This is a genomic window from Cellulosimicrobium cellulans, from assembly GCF_042723955.1.
Classification (GTDB): Bacteria; Actinomycetota; Actinomycetes; order Actinomycetales; family Cellulomonadaceae; genus Cellulosimicrobium; species Cellulosimicrobium cellulans_H.
Map to the genome: position 1 here is coordinate 1 of NZ_JBHXIC010000013.1, position 16,168 is coordinate 16,168.

A 16,168-nucleotide genomic window follows, 5' to 3' on the forward strand; every position below is an offset into this window, starting at 1 on the left:
GGCACCGTGGTGCCGCCCCGGCCCCGTCAGGTCACAGGCCCAGGTCCTGGAAGGACTGGATCGTCTTCTGCCACGAGGCCGCGGCGTCGTCGGTCTTCTCGACGTCCACGCGCTTGATGCCGTCCTGGACGGTCGTGTGGATCGAGAAGTAGTTGGCGCCCTTGAACGGGGCGCTGTCGATCGCGAGCGCACGGTTCACGAAGATCGTGCCGACCGGGGCGTTGTTGAAGAAGTCGTTCGTGAACGACTGCACGGCGTCGGACTCCTGCGCCTCGATCTGCGACGGGAACGTGCCCGCGTTCTCGAAGGCCGTCGTCTGCTGCGCCGGGTCGGTGAGCCAGGCAGCGAGCTCCTTGGCCGCCTCGGCGTTCGGGCCGGAGGCCGGGACCGTGAGGAACGAGCCGCCCCAGTTGAGGCCGCCGCCGGGGAAGACGTCCGCGACGTTCCAGCCGGTGACGCCACCCGAGCGCTCCTCGACCGGGCCGGTCATCCACGCGGGGCAGATCATCGTCGCGAAGCCGTTGTTCTGGAACGCGGCGTCCCAGTCGGGCGACCACTGCTCGAGGCCCGCCGACAGCTCGTTCGTCGTCGACTGCTCGAGGACGGTGTTGTAGATGTCGATGATCGGCTGGTTCGTCGCGAGGTCCTTGGGCGTGCCGTCGGACTCCTCGTAGGCGTTGTCGATCTGGTTGACCATGCCCTGCGAGATCGACATGGCCGAGTCGTACCAGGCCGCGTCGCTCGCGGCGACGAAGGTCTTGCCCGCGGCGAAGTAGTCGTCCCACGTCGCGTCCTCGCCACCGAGGAGCTCCGCCACCTCGGCGGGGTCGGTCGGCAGGCCGGCGGCCTCGAAGAGGTCCTGGCGGTAGCAGATCGCGCTCGGGCCGATGTCGGTCCCGTAGCCGATGAGCTTGCCGTCCGGCGTCGTGGCCTGCTGGACCTTCCAGTCCACCCAGCGGCCGTCGAGCGCCGAGTCGGTGAGGTCGGTGAAGAGGTCGGGGAACTGCATGAGCTCCGGGAGCCAGTCGACCTCGATGGCCTCGATGTCCGCCAGGCCCTCGCCGCCGGCGGCGAGCTTGGTCGTGAGGTTGGTGCGCGCGTCCTCGGACTTGGCGGCCTTGGTCTGCTTGACCGTGACGTTCGGGTGCTCCTCGGTGTACGCGGCGAGGAGCTCGTCCGTGTAGCCGAAGTCGTTGAACGTGGCCACGGTGAGGGTGATCTTCTCGCCGTCGCCGGAGCCCGTCTCGTCGTCGTTCGAGCCGGAGCCGCTCGAGCACGCGGTCAGGGTGATGGTGATGGCCGCGAGGCCTGCGACGGCGGTGATCGCCTTGCGGGGCCGGCGGGTCGTACGGGTGCTGCTCAGCACGGTGACTCCCTTGTCGGTGGGGCGGGGTCGTGGCAGCGCTCCCACCTCCAATGTGGTAGCGCTTCCACACAACGGGGTGATCGTGCTTTCCCGGCCGAACCCCTGTCAAGCCACCGTCGCGACGGCAACGGTGTGGTCGCGCTCCCACTCCGACGTTCCCGCAGGTCAGGACGTTTCCACGGCCAACCGACCGGTAGGGTTTTGTGGAAATCGTTACCGGTTCGAGACCGGCTCTCCGGGGCTGACCGCGTGCCCGACGGCGTCAGCGCGCGAGCCACTCCCGGCCCGCGGACTCCTCCGCTGCGAGCGCTGCACGGACGGCTTCCGCGGCCGCCTGCTCGATCGCGCCCCCGAACAGCGGCACCGAGGCCTTCACCTCGCCGGCGTAACGCTCGACGGTCCCGTCGCCGTCGGGGGCGAGCGTCACCGTCCCGGTGAGCCGTACGGGGGCGCCGGTGATCTCGAGCGACACGGTCCCCGACCGTTCGCCGCCGCGCTCGGGCTCCCACGCCTCGGCCTGACGGATCTCGAGCTGGCCCCCGACGAAGGACCGGACGTGGGCCGGGATCTGGTCGGTGGGCAGGGTGCGGCGGACCGTCACCGTGAACCCCTCGACGGCGCCGCCGGTGACGTCGACCTGCTCGACGCGGGCCCCGGCGCCGCCGGAGCGTGCGGCGCGCCAGCGGACGAACTCCTCGTCGGCGAGCATCGCGCCGACCACGGGGACGGCGGCGGGGTAGCGGAGCTCGACGCTCAGGTGCACGGGACCTCCTCGGGCCACGGGCCGACCTGCCGCCGACCCGTGCGGGTCGGCCGCCGGGCCGGTCGGCGGGTTCGGGCGACCGCGCGCGCGGGCGCTGAGGGGACTCTACCGGTCCGGCCCCCTTACGCTGGGGTCCGTGTCTGCCATGAGTGACCTCATCTCCCGCCACGCCGACCTCAGCCCGGCGGACAACGAGTGGTTGCACCTGCTCGTGGGCGACTGGCAGGTGATCTCCGACCTCGCGTTCGCCGACCTCGTGCTGTGGCTGCCCACGAGCGACGGCAACTTCGTCGCCGTCTCCCAGTGCCGGCCGTCGACGGGCGCGACCGTCCACTACGACGACATCGTCGGATCGTTCGCCCCCGAGGGGCAGCGCCCGCAGCTCGAGCGCGCGCTCACCGAGGTGCGGTCGCAGCGCTCGCGCGAGCCGCGCTGGTTCGGCGCGTACGCCGTGCGCGAGGAGGCGATCCCGGTGCTGCACTCCGGGAAGGCGATCGCCGTCGTCGCGCGGCAGACCAACCTCGGGAGCGGGCGCACGCCCAGCCGCCTCGAGCTCAACTACGTCGAGGCTGCCGACGACCTCATCGCGATGATCTCGCGCGGGGAGTTCCCCTTCCCGAACGCCGCGACCGGGCCGCGGCGCGGCGCGCCGCGCGTCGGTGACGGCCTCATCCGGCTGAACTCCGAGGGCGAGGTCCTCTACGCGAGCCCCAACGCGCTGAGCTGCTTCCACCGCCTCGGCGTCATCGGTCCGCTCGTCGGGCGGTCGCTCGCCGAGGTCACGGCCGACCTCATCGAGCACCAGACCCCGGTCGACGAGTCGCTCCCGCTCGTGGTCATGGGCCGGGCGCCGTGGCGCACGGAGATCGAGGCGCAGCGCGTCGCGCTGTCGCTGCGAGCGCTTCCGCTCACCGAGTCGGGTCAGCGCATCGGCGCCGTCCTGCTGTGCCGCGACGTGTCGGAGCTGCGGCGGCGCGAGCGCGAGCTCATCACCAAGGACGCGACGATCCGCGAGATCCACCACCGCGTGAAGAACAACCTCCAGACCGTCGCCGCGCTCCTGCGCCTCCAGGCCCGACGGATGGACGTGCCCGAGGCGCGCGCGGCCCTCGAGGAGGCCATGCGCCGCGTCGCGACGATCGCGCTCGTGCACGAGAGCCTGTCGCAGACGCTCGACGAGGAGGTCGAGTTCGACGACATGGTCGGCCGCGCGCTGCGCCTCGCCGCCGACGTCGCGTCCGCGGACACGAGCGTGCGCACCGTCCGCACCGGGAGCTTCGGCCTCGTGCCGGCGGAGGACGCGACCCCGCTCGCGCTCATCCTCACGGAGCTCGTCACCAACGCGGTCGAGCACGGCCTCGCGAAGCAGGACACCGGGACCGTCGAGGTCGCGGTGGAGCGCGAGGGCTCCGCGCTGCGCATCGTGGTCGCGGACGACGGCGTCGGCATGCCCGACGGCGACGTCGCCCGGGCGGGCAAGGCCGCGAAGAGCGGCCTGGGGACGCAGATCGTGCGCACGCTCGTCACGAACGAGCTCGGCGGCACCATCGAGTGGTCGCCGCGACCCGGCGGGGGCACCCAGGTCGTGCTCGCGCTCGTCCTGCGCGACGGCAACCGGCAGGGCTGAACCCTCGGGTCCCGGCAGGACCGCCTGGGACGACTGGCCGGGAGGACCGCCCGGTGCGACTGCCTGGTACGACGACGGGCCGCCACCCCGGAGGGTGACGGCCCGTCGTCGACGTGCTGCTCGACGCCCGTGGCGGGCGGAGCGTGGTCAGCCGGCGCGGCGCGCGCGGGCGGTGCGGCGCTTGAGGGCGCGCCGCTCGTCCTCGGAGAGGCCGCCCCAGACGCCCGCGTCCTGCCCGGACTCGATGGCCCACTTGAGGCACGTGTCGACGACGTCGCAGCGACGGCACACGGCCTTCGCCTCCTCGATCTGGAGGAGCGCGGGTCCGGTGTTGCCGATGGGGAAGAAGAGCTCGGGGTCTTCGTCGAGGCAGGCTGCGCGGTGGCGCCAGTCCATGATCGTCGTCTCCTTGGCAGAGGGGAGCCTGGTCGCGAGGTGATGACTCGTCGCGGTGATGCCCGGCAGGGGGCTACCTGGACCAGGGCTCGAGGCGGGGGTGATTGATGCTTGAACCAGGTTCACACCTCGTGAAGCGCAGCACAAGGGGTTACGAGAAAGTTTCCGTCGCATGAATCGTGAGGTCTTCGTCACACGGGTGTGAAGCCGCAGGTCGGCGCGTACGCTGGGTGATCGTGCCTCCCCGCAAGCCCTCCGGACAGCCGCCCGAGCAGCCCCCGACGACGCCCGTCCCGACGCCTGATCCGGCGCCCGACGGCGCGTCGCGACCCCCGGCGCTGACCGCGCTCCTCGTCGGGGTCGGGATCGAGGTCGCGGTCCTCGTCGTCGGCGCGGTCCTCCTCCTCGTCGAGCTCGTGCGCGGCGGGTCGCAGTCGTTCGGGGTCAGCGTGTTCCTCGTCGTCTTCGCGCTGGGCGTCGCCGCGGTGCTCGCCGCGAGCCTGCGCGGCCTGCTGCGCGGGCAGCGCTGGGCGCGGTCGCCGGTCGCGACGTGGCAGATCCTCCAGGCCGTCGTGGCGATCAGCTCGCTCCAGGTGGGCGTCACGCCGTGGGTCGTCGCCGCGCTCGTGCTCGCCGTGGTGGTCTTCGTCCTCCTCATGCTGCGTCCGGTCGTCGAGGCCACGACCCGTGACTCCCGGGCCGCGGCCTGACGCTCGGGCAGCGGCCTAACTCCCGGGCCGCGGCCTGGCACCCGGGCGCCTGATGCGTCACGCCTGACGCCCTGGCTGCGCGTGCCCGGACGCCCCTGAGCGTCGACCGCCCGCCGAAGGAAGCGCGAGCTGCACCGGGGTGAGCCGGGCGCCCTGGACGAGCGCCCCGCGGCCGGGCCGCGGCCGCCCCGGCTCGGCGAGCCACTCGAGGCCACGACCGAACACCTCGGTGCTGCCGCGCTCGCCCGGCGCGAGGACGATGCCGGCGCGCACGCCGCGCAGGTCTGCGAGCGGGCCGCGCAGCGCCGACGCGGCGCCGCCGGTCGTCGCGGACGCGAGGAGCACGAGGCCGTCCCGGCACGCTGCCGCGAGCCGTTCGCCCTCGACCACGCAGAGCTGGACGAGGACGTCCAGGTCGTCGACCACGACCACGCCAGGCAGTCCCCGTGGACCGTTCTCGCGCGTGCCGGCGGCGAGGGCGTCGAGGAGCGTGCCGACGTCGGCCGGCGCGTACCGCCGGACCACTCGCGTCCCGGGCCCGGCGGCTCCGGCGAGCGCGTCGTCGCGGGCGATGACCGCACGCAGGGTGCCCGCGCGCGCGACGTGCCGCGCGAGGAGGGTCAGCGCGCTCGTGCGACCCGAGCCGGGCGGGCCGACCACGAGCGCTCCGCCCGACACGTCCAGCGCGACCGTGACGGCCGTGTCGCCGCCCCGACCCACCGGGACGTGGAGCGCGGCCGACGCGAGCCGCGAACCTGCCGGTTCGGGGCCCGGACCGGCCGACGCGAGGCCCGGACCGGCCGACGTGAGGCGCGGGTCCGGGGTGGCGAGGTCGGCGGGGACGACCCGCGCGGGCAGCGCCTGGAGCCGGAACGCGCCGGGCCGGGCGTCTCGGTCCGGTGCGCCCGACCCGGCGGCGGCCGGGGGCGCCTGCCTCCCAGGAGCGCGCTCCGGCGGTCGCTGCGCGGGGAGGGCGACCTGGCACAGGAACGGCTCGCCGGGACCGAGCCACACGGCCCGCCCTGCCGGGCCTCCCCGTCCGGCGAGCGCGGAGGGCACGCCCAGCGCCACGTCGTCGTGACGGTCGCGCGACACCATGACCGCGCGCACTCCGACCAGCGACGACAGCCCCGCCACCGTCGGGCTGGCGCACCCCACGGCGACCGCGGCGGGGCCGGCGAGCACGTCAGCGAGCGCGTCGGCGCCGGCACCGCCCGCCACGCCCGCGAGGGCCGACCGGACGGCGCCGACGTCGTCCACGAGCAGGAGGACCCGGTCGGCGGCGTCGGTCCCCGCGGGGCGCCCCTGGCCGTCGTCGTGACCGGCGAGCAGCCGCAGGAGGCGGACGAGGCGACGCGGGTCGTCGCGGTCGACGACCGTCCCCGCCCCGGGACGGGACGCGAGGTCGGCGAGACCCGACCCGACGGCGTGGACCACCCACCCGCGCGCGAGCGCGGCCCGTCCCACGGTCAGCAGCGCCGTCGTCCGGCCCGAGCGGGCGCGGCCCAGCACGGCGAGGTGCCCGTCCCGGGGGTCCCACCGGACGACCGTCCGGCGTTGCAGGTCGGGGACGTCGCCGAGCGCGACGGGCAGCGTCGCGACCTCGGCGAGCACCCCGCCACCCCCGGCGCCGACCCCGGAGCCGGCCCGACCGTCGCCGGGGTAGGCGGCGTCGCCCGGGAGGCCGTCTGTCCCCGGGTCGCCGTCGTACGCCGCCGCTCCGGTCGCGCGCGCGAGGTCCGCGAGGTCGTCCTGCCCGACCCGGTCGGGCAGGGCGGGTAGCCACGGCGGCGGCGCCGGGCGCAGTCCGGCGCGCTCCGCGACGTCGCGAGCGGCGGCCACGATCCGGTGCAGCCGGTCGTCAGCGGGCCGGCCCGTTCCCTCTCCGGGCGCGTGTCCGTCGTCGCGCGCGGGTGAGTCTTCGCGGGGGAGCCCTCGTGCGACGCCCCACGGGGGAGCGCCGCGCGCGCCCGAAGCCGAGCCGTGCGCCGGCGCCCCGGCCCGGGCGCACTGCACGGCGAGCGGAGGTTCGGCGCCCCGGCGCAGGACGAGCCGCCCCGGCGCGGAGGCCGGGACGAGCGCCGCGAGCGGTGACTCGACGACGTCGCGCGAGTCGGCGGCGTCGACCACCCGCAGGGCGAGGCGCAGGGTGATGTTGGCCCGCACGTCGGCGCTCACCGCCCCGGCGGGCCGCTGCGTCGCCAGCACGAGGTGCACGCCGAGGGAGCGTCCCTGGGCGGCGACGCGCAGCAGGCCGGGCAGCAGGTCCGGCAGGTCGTCGACGAGCGCACGGAACTCGTCCACCACGACGACGAGCCGCGGCAGGCGTCCTCGGGGGAGCTCGTCGACGCTGGTCGCGCCCACCGCGGCGAGCACGCGCTCGCGCCGGCGCAGCTCGGACCGCAGCCCGGCGAGCGCGCGGCCGGCGAGACCCGGGTCGAGGTCGGTCACCGTGCCCACGACGTGGGGCAGGAGCCCGCACGCCCCGAAGCTCGCGCCGCCCTTGAAGTCGATGAGCGCGATCGACAGCTCCGCGGGCGAGCGCCCGAGCGCGAGCCCCGTGACGAGGGTCTGGAGGAGCTCCGACTTGCCCGCCCCCGTGGTCCCGGCGACGAGCACGTGCGGGCCGTCGCGGACGAGGTCCACGGTCACCGGTGCGCCCCCGGCCCCGACGCCCAGCGCGGCCCGCAGGCCGGTCCCGTCGCGCTGCGCCGCGTCCTGCCAGCGGGCGTCGACCCACGCCGTGAGGTCGTCCGGCTCGCCCGGCAGTCCGAGGAGGTCGCCGAGCGCGACGTCCGCCGGCAGCGAGGTCGAGGTCGGGTCGCCGGGGTCGTGCCCGGCCGGGCCGGTGCCGTCCAGCCGGCCGAGGTGGTCCGCCGCGGCGAGCCGACGGGCGAGCGCGACGGCCCACTCCTCGCTCGCCCCGACGTGCTCGCGCACGGTGCGTGCGTCGTCCGGGCCGGTGACCACGACGGTCGGGCCTGCCACGTCCACGACCGTCCGGCACCACGCCGGGACGCGGGCCACGTCGTCGAGCACGAGGAGCAGGTCGGTCCCCGCGGCCCCGAGCCGCTCCCACGCCCGGGCGAGCTCGCCCGCGGGCGGGGCCCCGTCGACGACGAGGACGGCGGCCGGGCCGGTCGGCGGTCGTGCGGCGTCCAGCGAGCCGACGACGCTCGCCCGAGGGAGCCAGCGGCACCAGGCCCAGTCGGCCGCGGCGTGCGGCGGGTGCCGGAACGTCGGGACGGCACCCGTCGACAGGAGCTCCCCGAGCACGGCCCGCGCGGCGGCGAGCGCGAGGGCACGGGGGCCGACGACGGCGACGCAGCCGTCGGGGAGCCGCACGGGCGCGACCACGGCGGCGCCCCGGTCGGCGCCCGGGCCCCGCGGAGGCCCACCGGGCGGCGTGGCGACCGGCGCGAGCCGGGCGAGCGTCGCCCAGGTGAGCGCGTCTGCGGGCCGAGGGCGGAGCGGGTCGACGGGCGCCGTCGCCCGCGCGTCGTCGTCACCGGGCGATCGCCTCGCGTCGGACCCCGGGCCCGGACCTCGACCGCCCCGGCGGGCCACGCGGCGTCGGCGGGCCTCGACGAGCGCGGGGACGAGGAGCGCTAGCGGCCCGGCGAGGGCGAGCAGCGCGTACAGCGGCTGGCGGAACGTCACGGCGAGGGCGAGCGACGCGACCGCGGGCACGGCCGCGGTCGCGAGGTGGGCGGCGCTCGGCCGACCGGGCGACGCGTCGACGGAGGCCGGGTCGACGGGGCCGGTGCGGGGTCCGTGCACGAGGACGGGGCGCGGTCGCAGGGCGTAGACGCCGTGGGGGGTCGCGAGGGCGTCGCCCGTGCGCCACCGGACCGTGCGCCACGAGGCGACCCGGCGGCCGGCCCGGGCCGGTCGTGCGACGAGGACCGCGGCGTCGTCGGGCACGCGCCGGGTGCCGCGCGGTGCGCGGACGCGGACCCGCGTGCCGCGGCGCGTGCTGCGGCGGCGGACGTCGAGCGCGTCGACCCGCGTACGTCCCGCGCCCTCCGGGATGGCGACGAGCCGCCCCGCGTCCCCGCCGGCGAGGACGGCGACGTGGAGCGGCGCGGCGAGCATGGCGTCCGGGCGGGCCGCCCCGGCGACCGGCCTCCCGCCTGCGGGCACGACGGCGACCGTCGCCCCGGGGAGCAGGGGGCGGGTCCCGCAGCGCTGGTCGTCGTCGACCGGGACGCCGTCCACGAGCAGGGCGGCGGTGCGCAGCTCCGGGCGGCACACGAGCTCGGCGAGACCGGCGCGCAGGTCGCCCAGGCGCGCCCCGGGCGGGAGCAGGACGTCCGTGGCCGGGTGCACCGTGACGCGCAGCCACGCCTCGTCCCGGGTCACGGCGCGCTCGGACGCGGGCGGCGCGGGGGCGGTGACGGGGGAGTCGGGGCGGGCTGCACGTGGCGATGGTGCCGGACAGGGCGACCTCCCCGCCCGGGAACGCGCGCGCCCCTGTGGACGGAGGTCCGTCCACAGGGGCGCGCGTCGACCGTCAGGCCCGACGAGCCGCGGCTCAGTCCACGGCGAGCGCCGCGACGGGCGACGTGCGGGCGGCCGTCCGGCCGGGCACGACGGACGCGACGAGCCCCGCCACGAGCGCGACGACCAGCACGAGCGCGACGTCCCGCCACGGCACCGCGAGCGACACGTCGCCCATGATGCTGAGCGCCGTCGCCGCACCGGCCCACCCGTACAGGACGCCCAGCACGATGCCGAGGACCGCTCCCACGCCCGCGATGAGCATGCCCTCGATCGCGAGCATCCACCGCAGCTGCGCACGGCTGAGCCCGATCGCCCGGAGCGTCGCGGACTCCCGGCGCCGCTCGATGACGGAGAGCGAGAGGGTGTTCGCCACGCCGATGAGGGCGATGACGACCGCGACGGCGAGGAGCCCCACGATGACCCCGAGGACCGTGTCGATCATGCTCTCCATGACCGCCCGCTCGACCGCCGCACCCGCGACCTCGACCGGGGCGTCCACCTCGACGATCGAGTCTTGGATCGCCGGGACGACCTGCGAAGCGTCGGCGGTGGGGTCGAGCCCGACCCACAGGCGCGACGCGACCGCGCCCGGGTCGACCGTCCGTGCGTCGTCCGTGGTGAGCAGCCACGACCCCCCGACCGCCCCCACGCGCGCCACCACGTCGAGCGTCGCGCCCTCCGGGCCGGTGAGCTCGAGGTCGTCGCCGTCCGCGATGCCCCACGTCTCGGCGCTCTGCTCGGGGACCATGAGCGTGCCCTCGGCGAACGGCGCGAGCGGCTCGGGCGAGCGGACCACGCTGCGCGCCTGCTCCGGGTCGACGCCGTGCACGGTCTGCTCCGAGCCGTCGGGCAGCGTCACGGTCGCCGCCACGAGCTCGACGACTCGCGAGACGCCGTCGGTCCCGGAGACGGCTCGCACGACGTCGTTCGGCACGGCGTCGCCCGTCGAGCCGTACGTGTCCGTCGCGACGAGGACGTCGACCGGGTACTGGTCGTCGAGCGCCGCGTCGAGGGACGTGCGGGCGCTGGCGGCCCCGGTCGACATCATCGCGACGAGCGTGACGCCGATGAGCAGCGCGGTGCTCGTCGCCGTGGTGCGGCGCGGGTTGCGCAGGGTGTTCGCCGTGGCGAGCCGCGCCGTCGACCCGGTGCCGGCGAGCAGCCGGCCCACGAACGACACGACGCCCGGCAGCCAGTACACGGCGCCGACGAGGACGCCGACGAACGACAGGGCGCCGCCCGCGACCCCGGCGAGGAGGCCGATCTCGGGGCTGCCGGTGCTGCCGAGCCAGATCCCGCCGCCGAGGACGGCGAGGCCCCCGAGGGTGAGCAGGGTCGCGATCACGAGGCGCACGCGGCCCCCGCCGCGCGTCAGGCTCGGCGCGTCGGCGGGGCGCAGCGCCTCGAGCGGCGCGACGCGCGTGGCGGCCCGCGCCGGGGCGAACGACGCGACGACCGTCACGAGGGTTCCCACGAGCAGAGGCACGAGCACGACCGCGGGCGTCACCGTGATGGTCGACGGGATCGGCACGCCCAGGTCGGCACCGCGAGCCACGAGGAGCGCGACCTGGGTGAGCAGGCAGCCGAGCAGGATGCCGCCCACGGAGGCCAGGACGCCCAGGATCGTCGCCTCGGACAGGACCGACCGGGCGAGCTGCGAGCGGTTCGCGCCGACGGCGCGCAGGAGGGCCAGGGTGCGCGTGCGCTGCGCGACGAGCACCTGGAACGTGTTCGCGATGACGAGCGCCGCGACGAGCAGCGCGACGGCGGCGAAGCCGAGGATGACGTACGTGAAGACGTCCTGGCCACCCGTCATCTTCTGGGCCTGGGCCTGGGCGTGCTCGTCGGGGGTGACGGCCTCGGCCTCGTCCGGCGACGCGGCGACGAGGGCCGCGCGGGCGGTCTCGAGGTCGGTGCCCGGGGCGAGCCCCACCATCGCGGCGGAGTAGGTGCGCTCCGGCTCGTCGGGCATCGCCTGCGCGGCCTGCCACGCGGCCACGTCCTCGGCCGTCACGACGACGGCCCCGCCCATCTGGGCGTACGCGCCGTACGGGTCGTCGGTCGTCCCGACGACGGTCAGGTCGTCGCGGACCTCCTCGAACGTGCCGCCCTCGGGCGCGGACCCGTCCCACACGTTGCGCGAGCCCGTGACCGTGTCGCCGATCCCGACGCCGAGGCGCTCGGCGACGGCGGTGGGGAGGGAGACCTGGCCGGGCGCGGTCGGCAGGGAGCCCTCCACGACCTCGAGCGCCTCGAAGCGCGGGTCGGACGGCGCCGGGACGCCGAGCTGGAACACGCGCTTCGCGCCGTGCGACAGGTCGAGGTAGATGAACTGCACCGCGTCGACCGCGTCGACGCCCTGCACGGAGCGCAGCGCGTCGACGTCGGACGCCGTGAGGTCGCTCGGCGCGGACACGACGAGGTCCGCGTCCGCGAACTGTGCGGCGATGGAGTCGTTCGTGGTCTGGGTCATGACGTTGCCCGCGATGAGCGTCGCCGTGACGAAGGCCGTCCCGATGACGATCGCGACGCCGGCCGCGACGAGGCGGCCGATGCTGCGGCGCATCTGCGCCAGGGTGAGGCGGAACATCAGGCGCGCACCGCCTGCGACGTCGTCGGGGCGGAGCCGTCGGCGCCGGGCGCCTCGAGCGTGCGCAGCGCGTCGAGCCCCGCGAGCACCGACTCGGGCGTCGGATCGGTGATGTCGCCCGCGATGCGACCGTCGGCGATGAGCACGACGCGGTCCGCGTAGGCGGCGGCCGTCGGGTCGTGCGTGACCATGATGATCGTGCGTCCGAGCTCGCGGACCGACCGGCGCAGGAAGCTCAGCACCTCCGCACCCGAGCGCGAGTCGAGGTTGCCCGTCGGCTCGTCGGCGAAGACGACCTCCGGGCCGGCGATGAGGGCGCGCGCGATGGCGACGCGCTGCTGCTGCCCGCCGGACAGCTCGCTCGGCCGGTGGCTGAGGCGCGCCTCGAGGCCGAGCGTGCGCACCAGGGTGTCGAACCATGCGCGGTCGACCTTGCCGTTCGCGAGCTCGACGGGCAGCGTGATGTTCTGCTCCGCGGTGAACATGGGCAGGAGGTTGAACGACTGGAACACGAAGCCCACCCGGTCGCGGCGCAGCTGCGTGAGCGCGTTGTCGTTCAGGCCCGTGACCTCGGTGTCGCCGATGAAGGCGTGGCCGCTCGTCGCGGTGTCGAGCCCTGCGAGCAGGTGCATGAGCGTCGACTTGCCCGAGCCCGACGGTCCCATGATCGCCGTGAAGTGGCCGCGCTCGAAGTCCACGTCCACGCCGTCGAGCGCGTGCACCGCCGCCTCGCCCGTGCCGTAGGTCTTGCGCAGCGAGCGGGCCCGGACCGCGGGCGGGCCGGCGGGGGCGGGGTCGGTGGGGCGGTACACGGTCGTGTCCACGTCATCTCCTGAGTACGTCGTCGAGGGTCGTCGTCGGTCCGTCGCGCGCTCGCGCCGACCAGGTCGGAGGCGTGCGCGGGGATCGTGGACGACGCTACGGACCGGGCCCGCCCCGCCGCGTCCGGCGAGGGTCGGGTCCTGCGCGGGAGGCGGGTCATCCCGTGGTCGTAGAGGCCCGGTGCCGAGGGCTGACACGACGACGCCCCACGGGTCCGGGGACCGGTGGGGCGTCGTCGGGACGGGCGGGGTCAGGCGCCCGGGCGGACCAGGCCCGTCTCGTAGGCCGTGACGACGGCCTGGACGCGGTCGCGCGCGCCGAGCTTGGCGAGGATGCGGCCCACGTGCGTCTTGACCGTCGCCTCGGCGACGAACAGGTCGCCCGCGATCTCGGTGTTGGACCGGCCGCGCGCCATGAGGACGAGGACCTCGCGCTCGCGCTCGGTGAGGCCCTCGACGGCGGCGTGCGCAGGGGAGTCCTCGACCTGCTCGGCGGGCAGCGCGGTCACCAGGTGCTCGAGCAGGCGTCGCGTGGACGACGGTGCGATGACGGCGTCGCCGCGGTGCACCGTGCGGATCGCCGCGAGCATCTCCTCGGGCGGCGCGTCCTTGAGGAGGAACCCGCTCGCGCCGGAGCGGATGGCCTCGAGCACGTACTCGTCGAGGTCGAACGTGGTCAGGACGATGACCTTGGGCGCGTGCGCGCCGTCGGCCGCGGCGGCGGTGAGCCGGGCGGTCGTCTGGAGCCCGTCGAGGTGGGGCATGCGGACGTCCATGAGCACGACGTCGACCGGGTGGTCCGCGAGGAGGCGCAGCGCCTGGAGCCCGTCCCCCGCCTCCACCGCGACGGTGAGGTCCGGCTGCGAGTCGATGACCATGCGGAAGCCCGCGCGCACGAGCTGCTGGTCGTCGACGAGCGCGATGCGCACCGGCTCGAGGGGCTCGAGCGGGTCTGCGGCGTACGCCCCGTCGGGGACGGGGAAGGCGTCGGTCATGGTGTCCTGTCGGTCGGTCGGTCGAGGGCCGGGTGCGAGGAGTCGGGCCCGACCGGCGGTGGCGGTGGCAGCGGGGTCGTCGCGGCGGACGGGCGGCCCGGAGCCATCCTGCCCGACGGCGCGGGCGGCCGTGCGGGGCCGGGCTGTCCCGAGGCCCGGGGGAGCGCGCCGGGCCCGGGCGGGGCGCCCGGCAGGGCGGGCACGGGGATGCGCAGGTGCACGCGGAAGCCGCCTCCGGGACGCGGACCCACCTGTACGGACCCGCCGAAGAGCGCGGCACGCTCGCGCATGCCGAGCACGCCGTAGCCGCCGGGCCGGGCGTCCTGGCGCGCCGCGGCGGACGTCGACGCGCCCCGCCCGTCGTCCTCGACCTCGAGGTCCAGGGTGGCGACGCCCCACCGCACGACGACGGTGACCTCCGGGTCGGGACCGGCGTGCTTGAGCACGTTGGTCAGCGCCTCCTGGCACACGCGGTAGACCGTGAGCCCGGCCCCGGGCGGCAGCGGACGCGCCTGGCCGACGCGGACGAACGACACGCGCATCCCGCTGTCGCGGACCTGCGCGACGAGCGTCTCGAGGTCCGCCGTGTCCGGCTGGGGCGCTCGCTCGAGCGCCGCCGTCGCGGCGCTCGCGGGCGCCGGGTGCCCGGGTGCGGCGGGCCCGTAGGGCGAGCCGTCGGGCGGTGTCCCGGCCGCGCCGCGTCCCGACGGCAGCGCGAGCGTCCCGGACGGCCCGACGGCGGCGCCCGGGGGCACGACGACGCGCGGCGGCTCCGACCGGAGGACGCCGAGGAGCCGGCGCATGTCCGCCAGCGCCGTGCGGCCGGTCTCGGACACGGTCGCGAGCGCGCGCGTCGCGGCCTCGGGGTCGTGGGCGGCGGCGTACCGGCCGCCGTCGGCCTGGGCGATGACGACGGAGAGCGAGTGGGCGACGATGTCGTGCATCTCGCGCGCGATACGGGCCCGCTCGGCGGCGGTCGCGATCTGCGCCTGCTGGTCGCGCTCGATCTCGAGCCGTTCCGCGCGGTCGACGAGCGCGGCGATCGTCTCGCGCCGGGAGCGGCGCACGAGGCCGAACGCCCACACCGCGAGGAAGGTCATGCCGCCGAACGCAGACGTGAAGAAGACCATCGTCGCGAGGTCGGTGAGACGACCGGACAGCAGGCCGAGCGCGATCCCGAGGACGACCGCCCCGACGAGGGAGGACACGATGGCCGTCCGGTGCGCCCAGCGGGGACCGTAGACCGTGACGGAGTAGAGCGCGACGAGCACCGCGAAGTCGGCGGGGAAGATGAGGAGGTAGCCCGCGAGCAGGTGGACGAGCGCGACGGAGTACACCGTGATCGCGGACGCCAGCGGGCGCGAACGGCGCCAGGGGAGCGGAGCGAGCAGGAGCGTGGCCCAGAACGCGGCCCAGCCGCCGCTCGTGCCGACGCCGCTCGCCCCGGACGCGGAGAACGCCGCCGACGCGGGCACGAACACGACCGCGAGGACGAGCGTGACGGTGAGGTCCACACCGAACCGGTGCTCGTCGGACCACTGCCCGAGGCGCTCGTACCATCCCATGCGTTCCAGCCTAGGCAGAGGGCGGCGACGGGGCGTCCGACCAGGGTCGCAGAGTTCACGAGACACGATGGGACCGAAGTCGTACTGATGCCCTAGCATGAGCGAATGACCCACGTACTGCTAGCGGAGGACGACCCGGCGATTGCCGAACCTTTGGCGCGCGCACTGACACGTGAGGGTTACAACGTCGTCGTCCAAGGAACTGGTCAAGGGGCGATCGACTCCGCGAGCGGTGCGGACATCGTGGTGCTCGATCTGGGCCTTCCGGACATGGACGGCCTCGACGTCGCGCGCGAGATCCGTCACAAGGGCCTCACCACCCCGGTGCTCGTGCTCACCGCCCGGGCCGACGAGGTGGACCTCGTCGTGGGCCTGGACGCCGGTGCCGACGACTACGTCACGAAGCCGTTCCGCCTCGCCGAGCTGCTCGCCCGCGTGCGGGCGCTCCTGCGCCGCTCGCACGGCGAGCAGGTGGACGAGGAGGAGCTCGCCGCGCAGGACGTGCGCATCGACGTCTCCGCGCACCGCGCGTTCCAGGGCGAGCGCGAGCTGCACCTGACCACCAAGGAGTTCGAGCTGCTGCGCGTGCTCGTCGCGAGCGCGGGCTCGGTCGTCGTGCGCGACGCCCTCATGCGCGACGTGTGGGGCTCCGAGCCGGTCGGCTCGACCAAGACGCTCGACATGCACGTGTCGTGGCTGCGCCGCAAGCTCGGTGACGACGCGAACGCGCCGCGCTACATCTCGACCGTCCGCGGTCTCGGCTTCCGTTTCGAGACCGGCGAGAGCTGACCGACCCCGGCCACGGGACCAGGACACGGGAGCGAGGAGCAGC

Annotated in this window: 11 protein-coding genes; 3 read left to right on the forward strand and 8 right to left on the reverse strand. The window is 75.7% G+C overall.

The window, feature by feature from the left end:
• Positions 1–31: 31 nt before the first annotated feature.
• Positions 32–1,366 (reverse strand): ABC transporter substrate-binding protein, encoded by a 1,335-nt coding sequence (locus ACFWH7_RS05570; protein ID WP_378215475.1) that lies wholly within the window; start codon positions 1,364–1,366, stop codon positions 32–34.
• 262 nt (positions 1,367–1,628) lie between these two features.
• Positions 1,629–2,129: a DUF2505 domain-containing protein gene (locus tag ACFWH7_RS05575; RefSeq protein ID WP_378215476.1), complete on the reverse strand. Its 501-nt coding sequence runs from the start codon at positions 2,127–2,129 to the stop codon at positions 1,629–1,631.
• Positions 2,130–2,274: 145 nt separating this feature from the next.
• Here ACFWH7_RS05575 and ACFWH7_RS05580 point away from each other — a divergent pair, with 145 nt between their 5' ends.
• Positions 2,275–3,756 (forward strand): sensor histidine kinase, encoded by a 1,482-nt coding sequence (locus tag ACFWH7_RS05580; RefSeq protein ID WP_378215523.1) that lies wholly within the window; start codon positions 2,275–2,277, stop codon positions 3,754–3,756.
• Positions 3,757–3,903: 147 nt separating this feature from the next.
• On the opposite strand, the gene ACFWH7_RS05585 is transcribed toward ACFWH7_RS05580, so the two are convergent.
• Entirely contained in the window at positions 3,904–4,152 is a 249-nt protein-coding gene (locus tag ACFWH7_RS05585; protein ID WP_021481972.1) for a WhiB family transcriptional regulator, read from the reverse strand.
• 236 nt (positions 4,153–4,388) lie between these two features.
• Between ACFWH7_RS05585 and ACFWH7_RS05590 the strand changes: the two genes are divergently transcribed.
• Positions 4,389–4,862, forward strand: a complete 474-nt coding sequence (locus ACFWH7_RS05590) for a hypothetical protein (protein WP_378215477.1) — start codon at positions 4,389–4,391, stop codon at positions 4,860–4,862.
• Between the two features lie 57 nt (positions 4,863–4,919).
• Here ACFWH7_RS05590 and ACFWH7_RS05595 read toward each other — a convergent pair whose 3' ends face one another.
• The 5 genes from ACFWH7_RS05595 to ACFWH7_RS05615 form a co-directional block, all read right to left on the reverse strand.
• Positions 4,920–9,224: an FtsK/SpoIIIE domain-containing protein gene (locus ACFWH7_RS05595; RefSeq protein ID WP_378215478.1), complete on the reverse strand. Its 4,305-nt coding sequence runs from the start codon at positions 9,222–9,224 to the stop codon at positions 4,920–4,922.
• A 172-nt stretch (positions 9,225–9,396) separates the two neighbouring features.
• Positions 9,397–11,955, reverse strand: a complete 2,559-nt coding sequence (locus ACFWH7_RS05600; protein WP_378215479.1) for an ABC transporter permease — start codon at positions 11,953–11,955, stop codon at positions 9,397–9,399.
• Positions 11,955–12,779: an ABC transporter ATP-binding protein gene (locus ACFWH7_RS05605; protein ID WP_378215480.1), complete on the reverse strand. Its 825-nt coding sequence runs from the start codon at positions 12,777–12,779 to the stop codon at positions 11,955–11,957. Before ACFWH7_RS05605 ends, ACFWH7_RS05600 begins: the two co-directional genes overlap by 1 nt.
• A gap of 248 nt (positions 12,780–13,027) precedes the next feature.
• A complete protein-coding gene (locus ACFWH7_RS05610) occupies positions 13,028–13,771 on the reverse strand; it encodes a response regulator (RefSeq protein ID WP_378215481.1) in 744 nt (247 codons plus the stop codon).
• Positions 13,768–15,336 (reverse strand): sensor histidine kinase, encoded by a 1,569-nt coding sequence (locus ACFWH7_RS05615; protein ID WP_378215483.1) that lies wholly within the window; start codon positions 15,334–15,336, stop codon positions 13,768–13,770. Before ACFWH7_RS05615 ends, ACFWH7_RS05610 begins: the two co-directional genes overlap by 4 nt.
• A 105-nt stretch (positions 15,337–15,441) precedes the next feature.
• Here ACFWH7_RS05615 and ACFWH7_RS05620 point away from each other — a divergent pair, with 105 nt between their 5' ends.
• The gene (locus tag ACFWH7_RS05620) at positions 15,442–16,125 is read left to right on the forward strand and encodes a response regulator transcription factor (RefSeq protein WP_031316534.1); all 684 of its coding nucleotides are present in this window, start codon (positions 15,442–15,444) and stop codon (positions 16,123–16,125) included.
• Positions 16,126–16,168: the final 43 nt, after the last annotated feature.

Coding starts and splice junctions, on each gene's coding strand:
- ACFWH7_RS05620 (WP_031316534.1), top strand. CDS start 15,442: ATGACCCACGTACTGCTAGCGGAGGACGACCCGGCGATTGCCGAACCT.
- ACFWH7_RS05580 (WP_378215523.1), top strand. CDS start 2,275: ATGAGTGACCTCATCTCCCGCCACGCCGACCTCAGCCCGGCGGACAAC.
- ACFWH7_RS05600 (WP_378215479.1), bottom strand. CDS start 11,955: ATGTTCCGCCTCACCCTGGCGCAGATGCGCCGCAGCATCGGCCGCCTC.
- ACFWH7_RS05615 (WP_378215483.1), bottom strand. CDS start 15,336: ATGGGATGGTACGAGCGCCTCGGGCAGTGGTCCGACGAGCACCGGTTC.
- ACFWH7_RS05585 (WP_021481972.1), bottom strand. CDS start 4,152: ATGGACTGGCGCCACCGCGCAGCCTGCCTCGACGAAGACCCCGAGCTC.
- ACFWH7_RS05610 (WP_378215481.1), bottom strand. CDS start 13,771: ATGACCGACGCCTTCCCCGTCCCCGACGGGGCGTACGCCGCAGACCCG.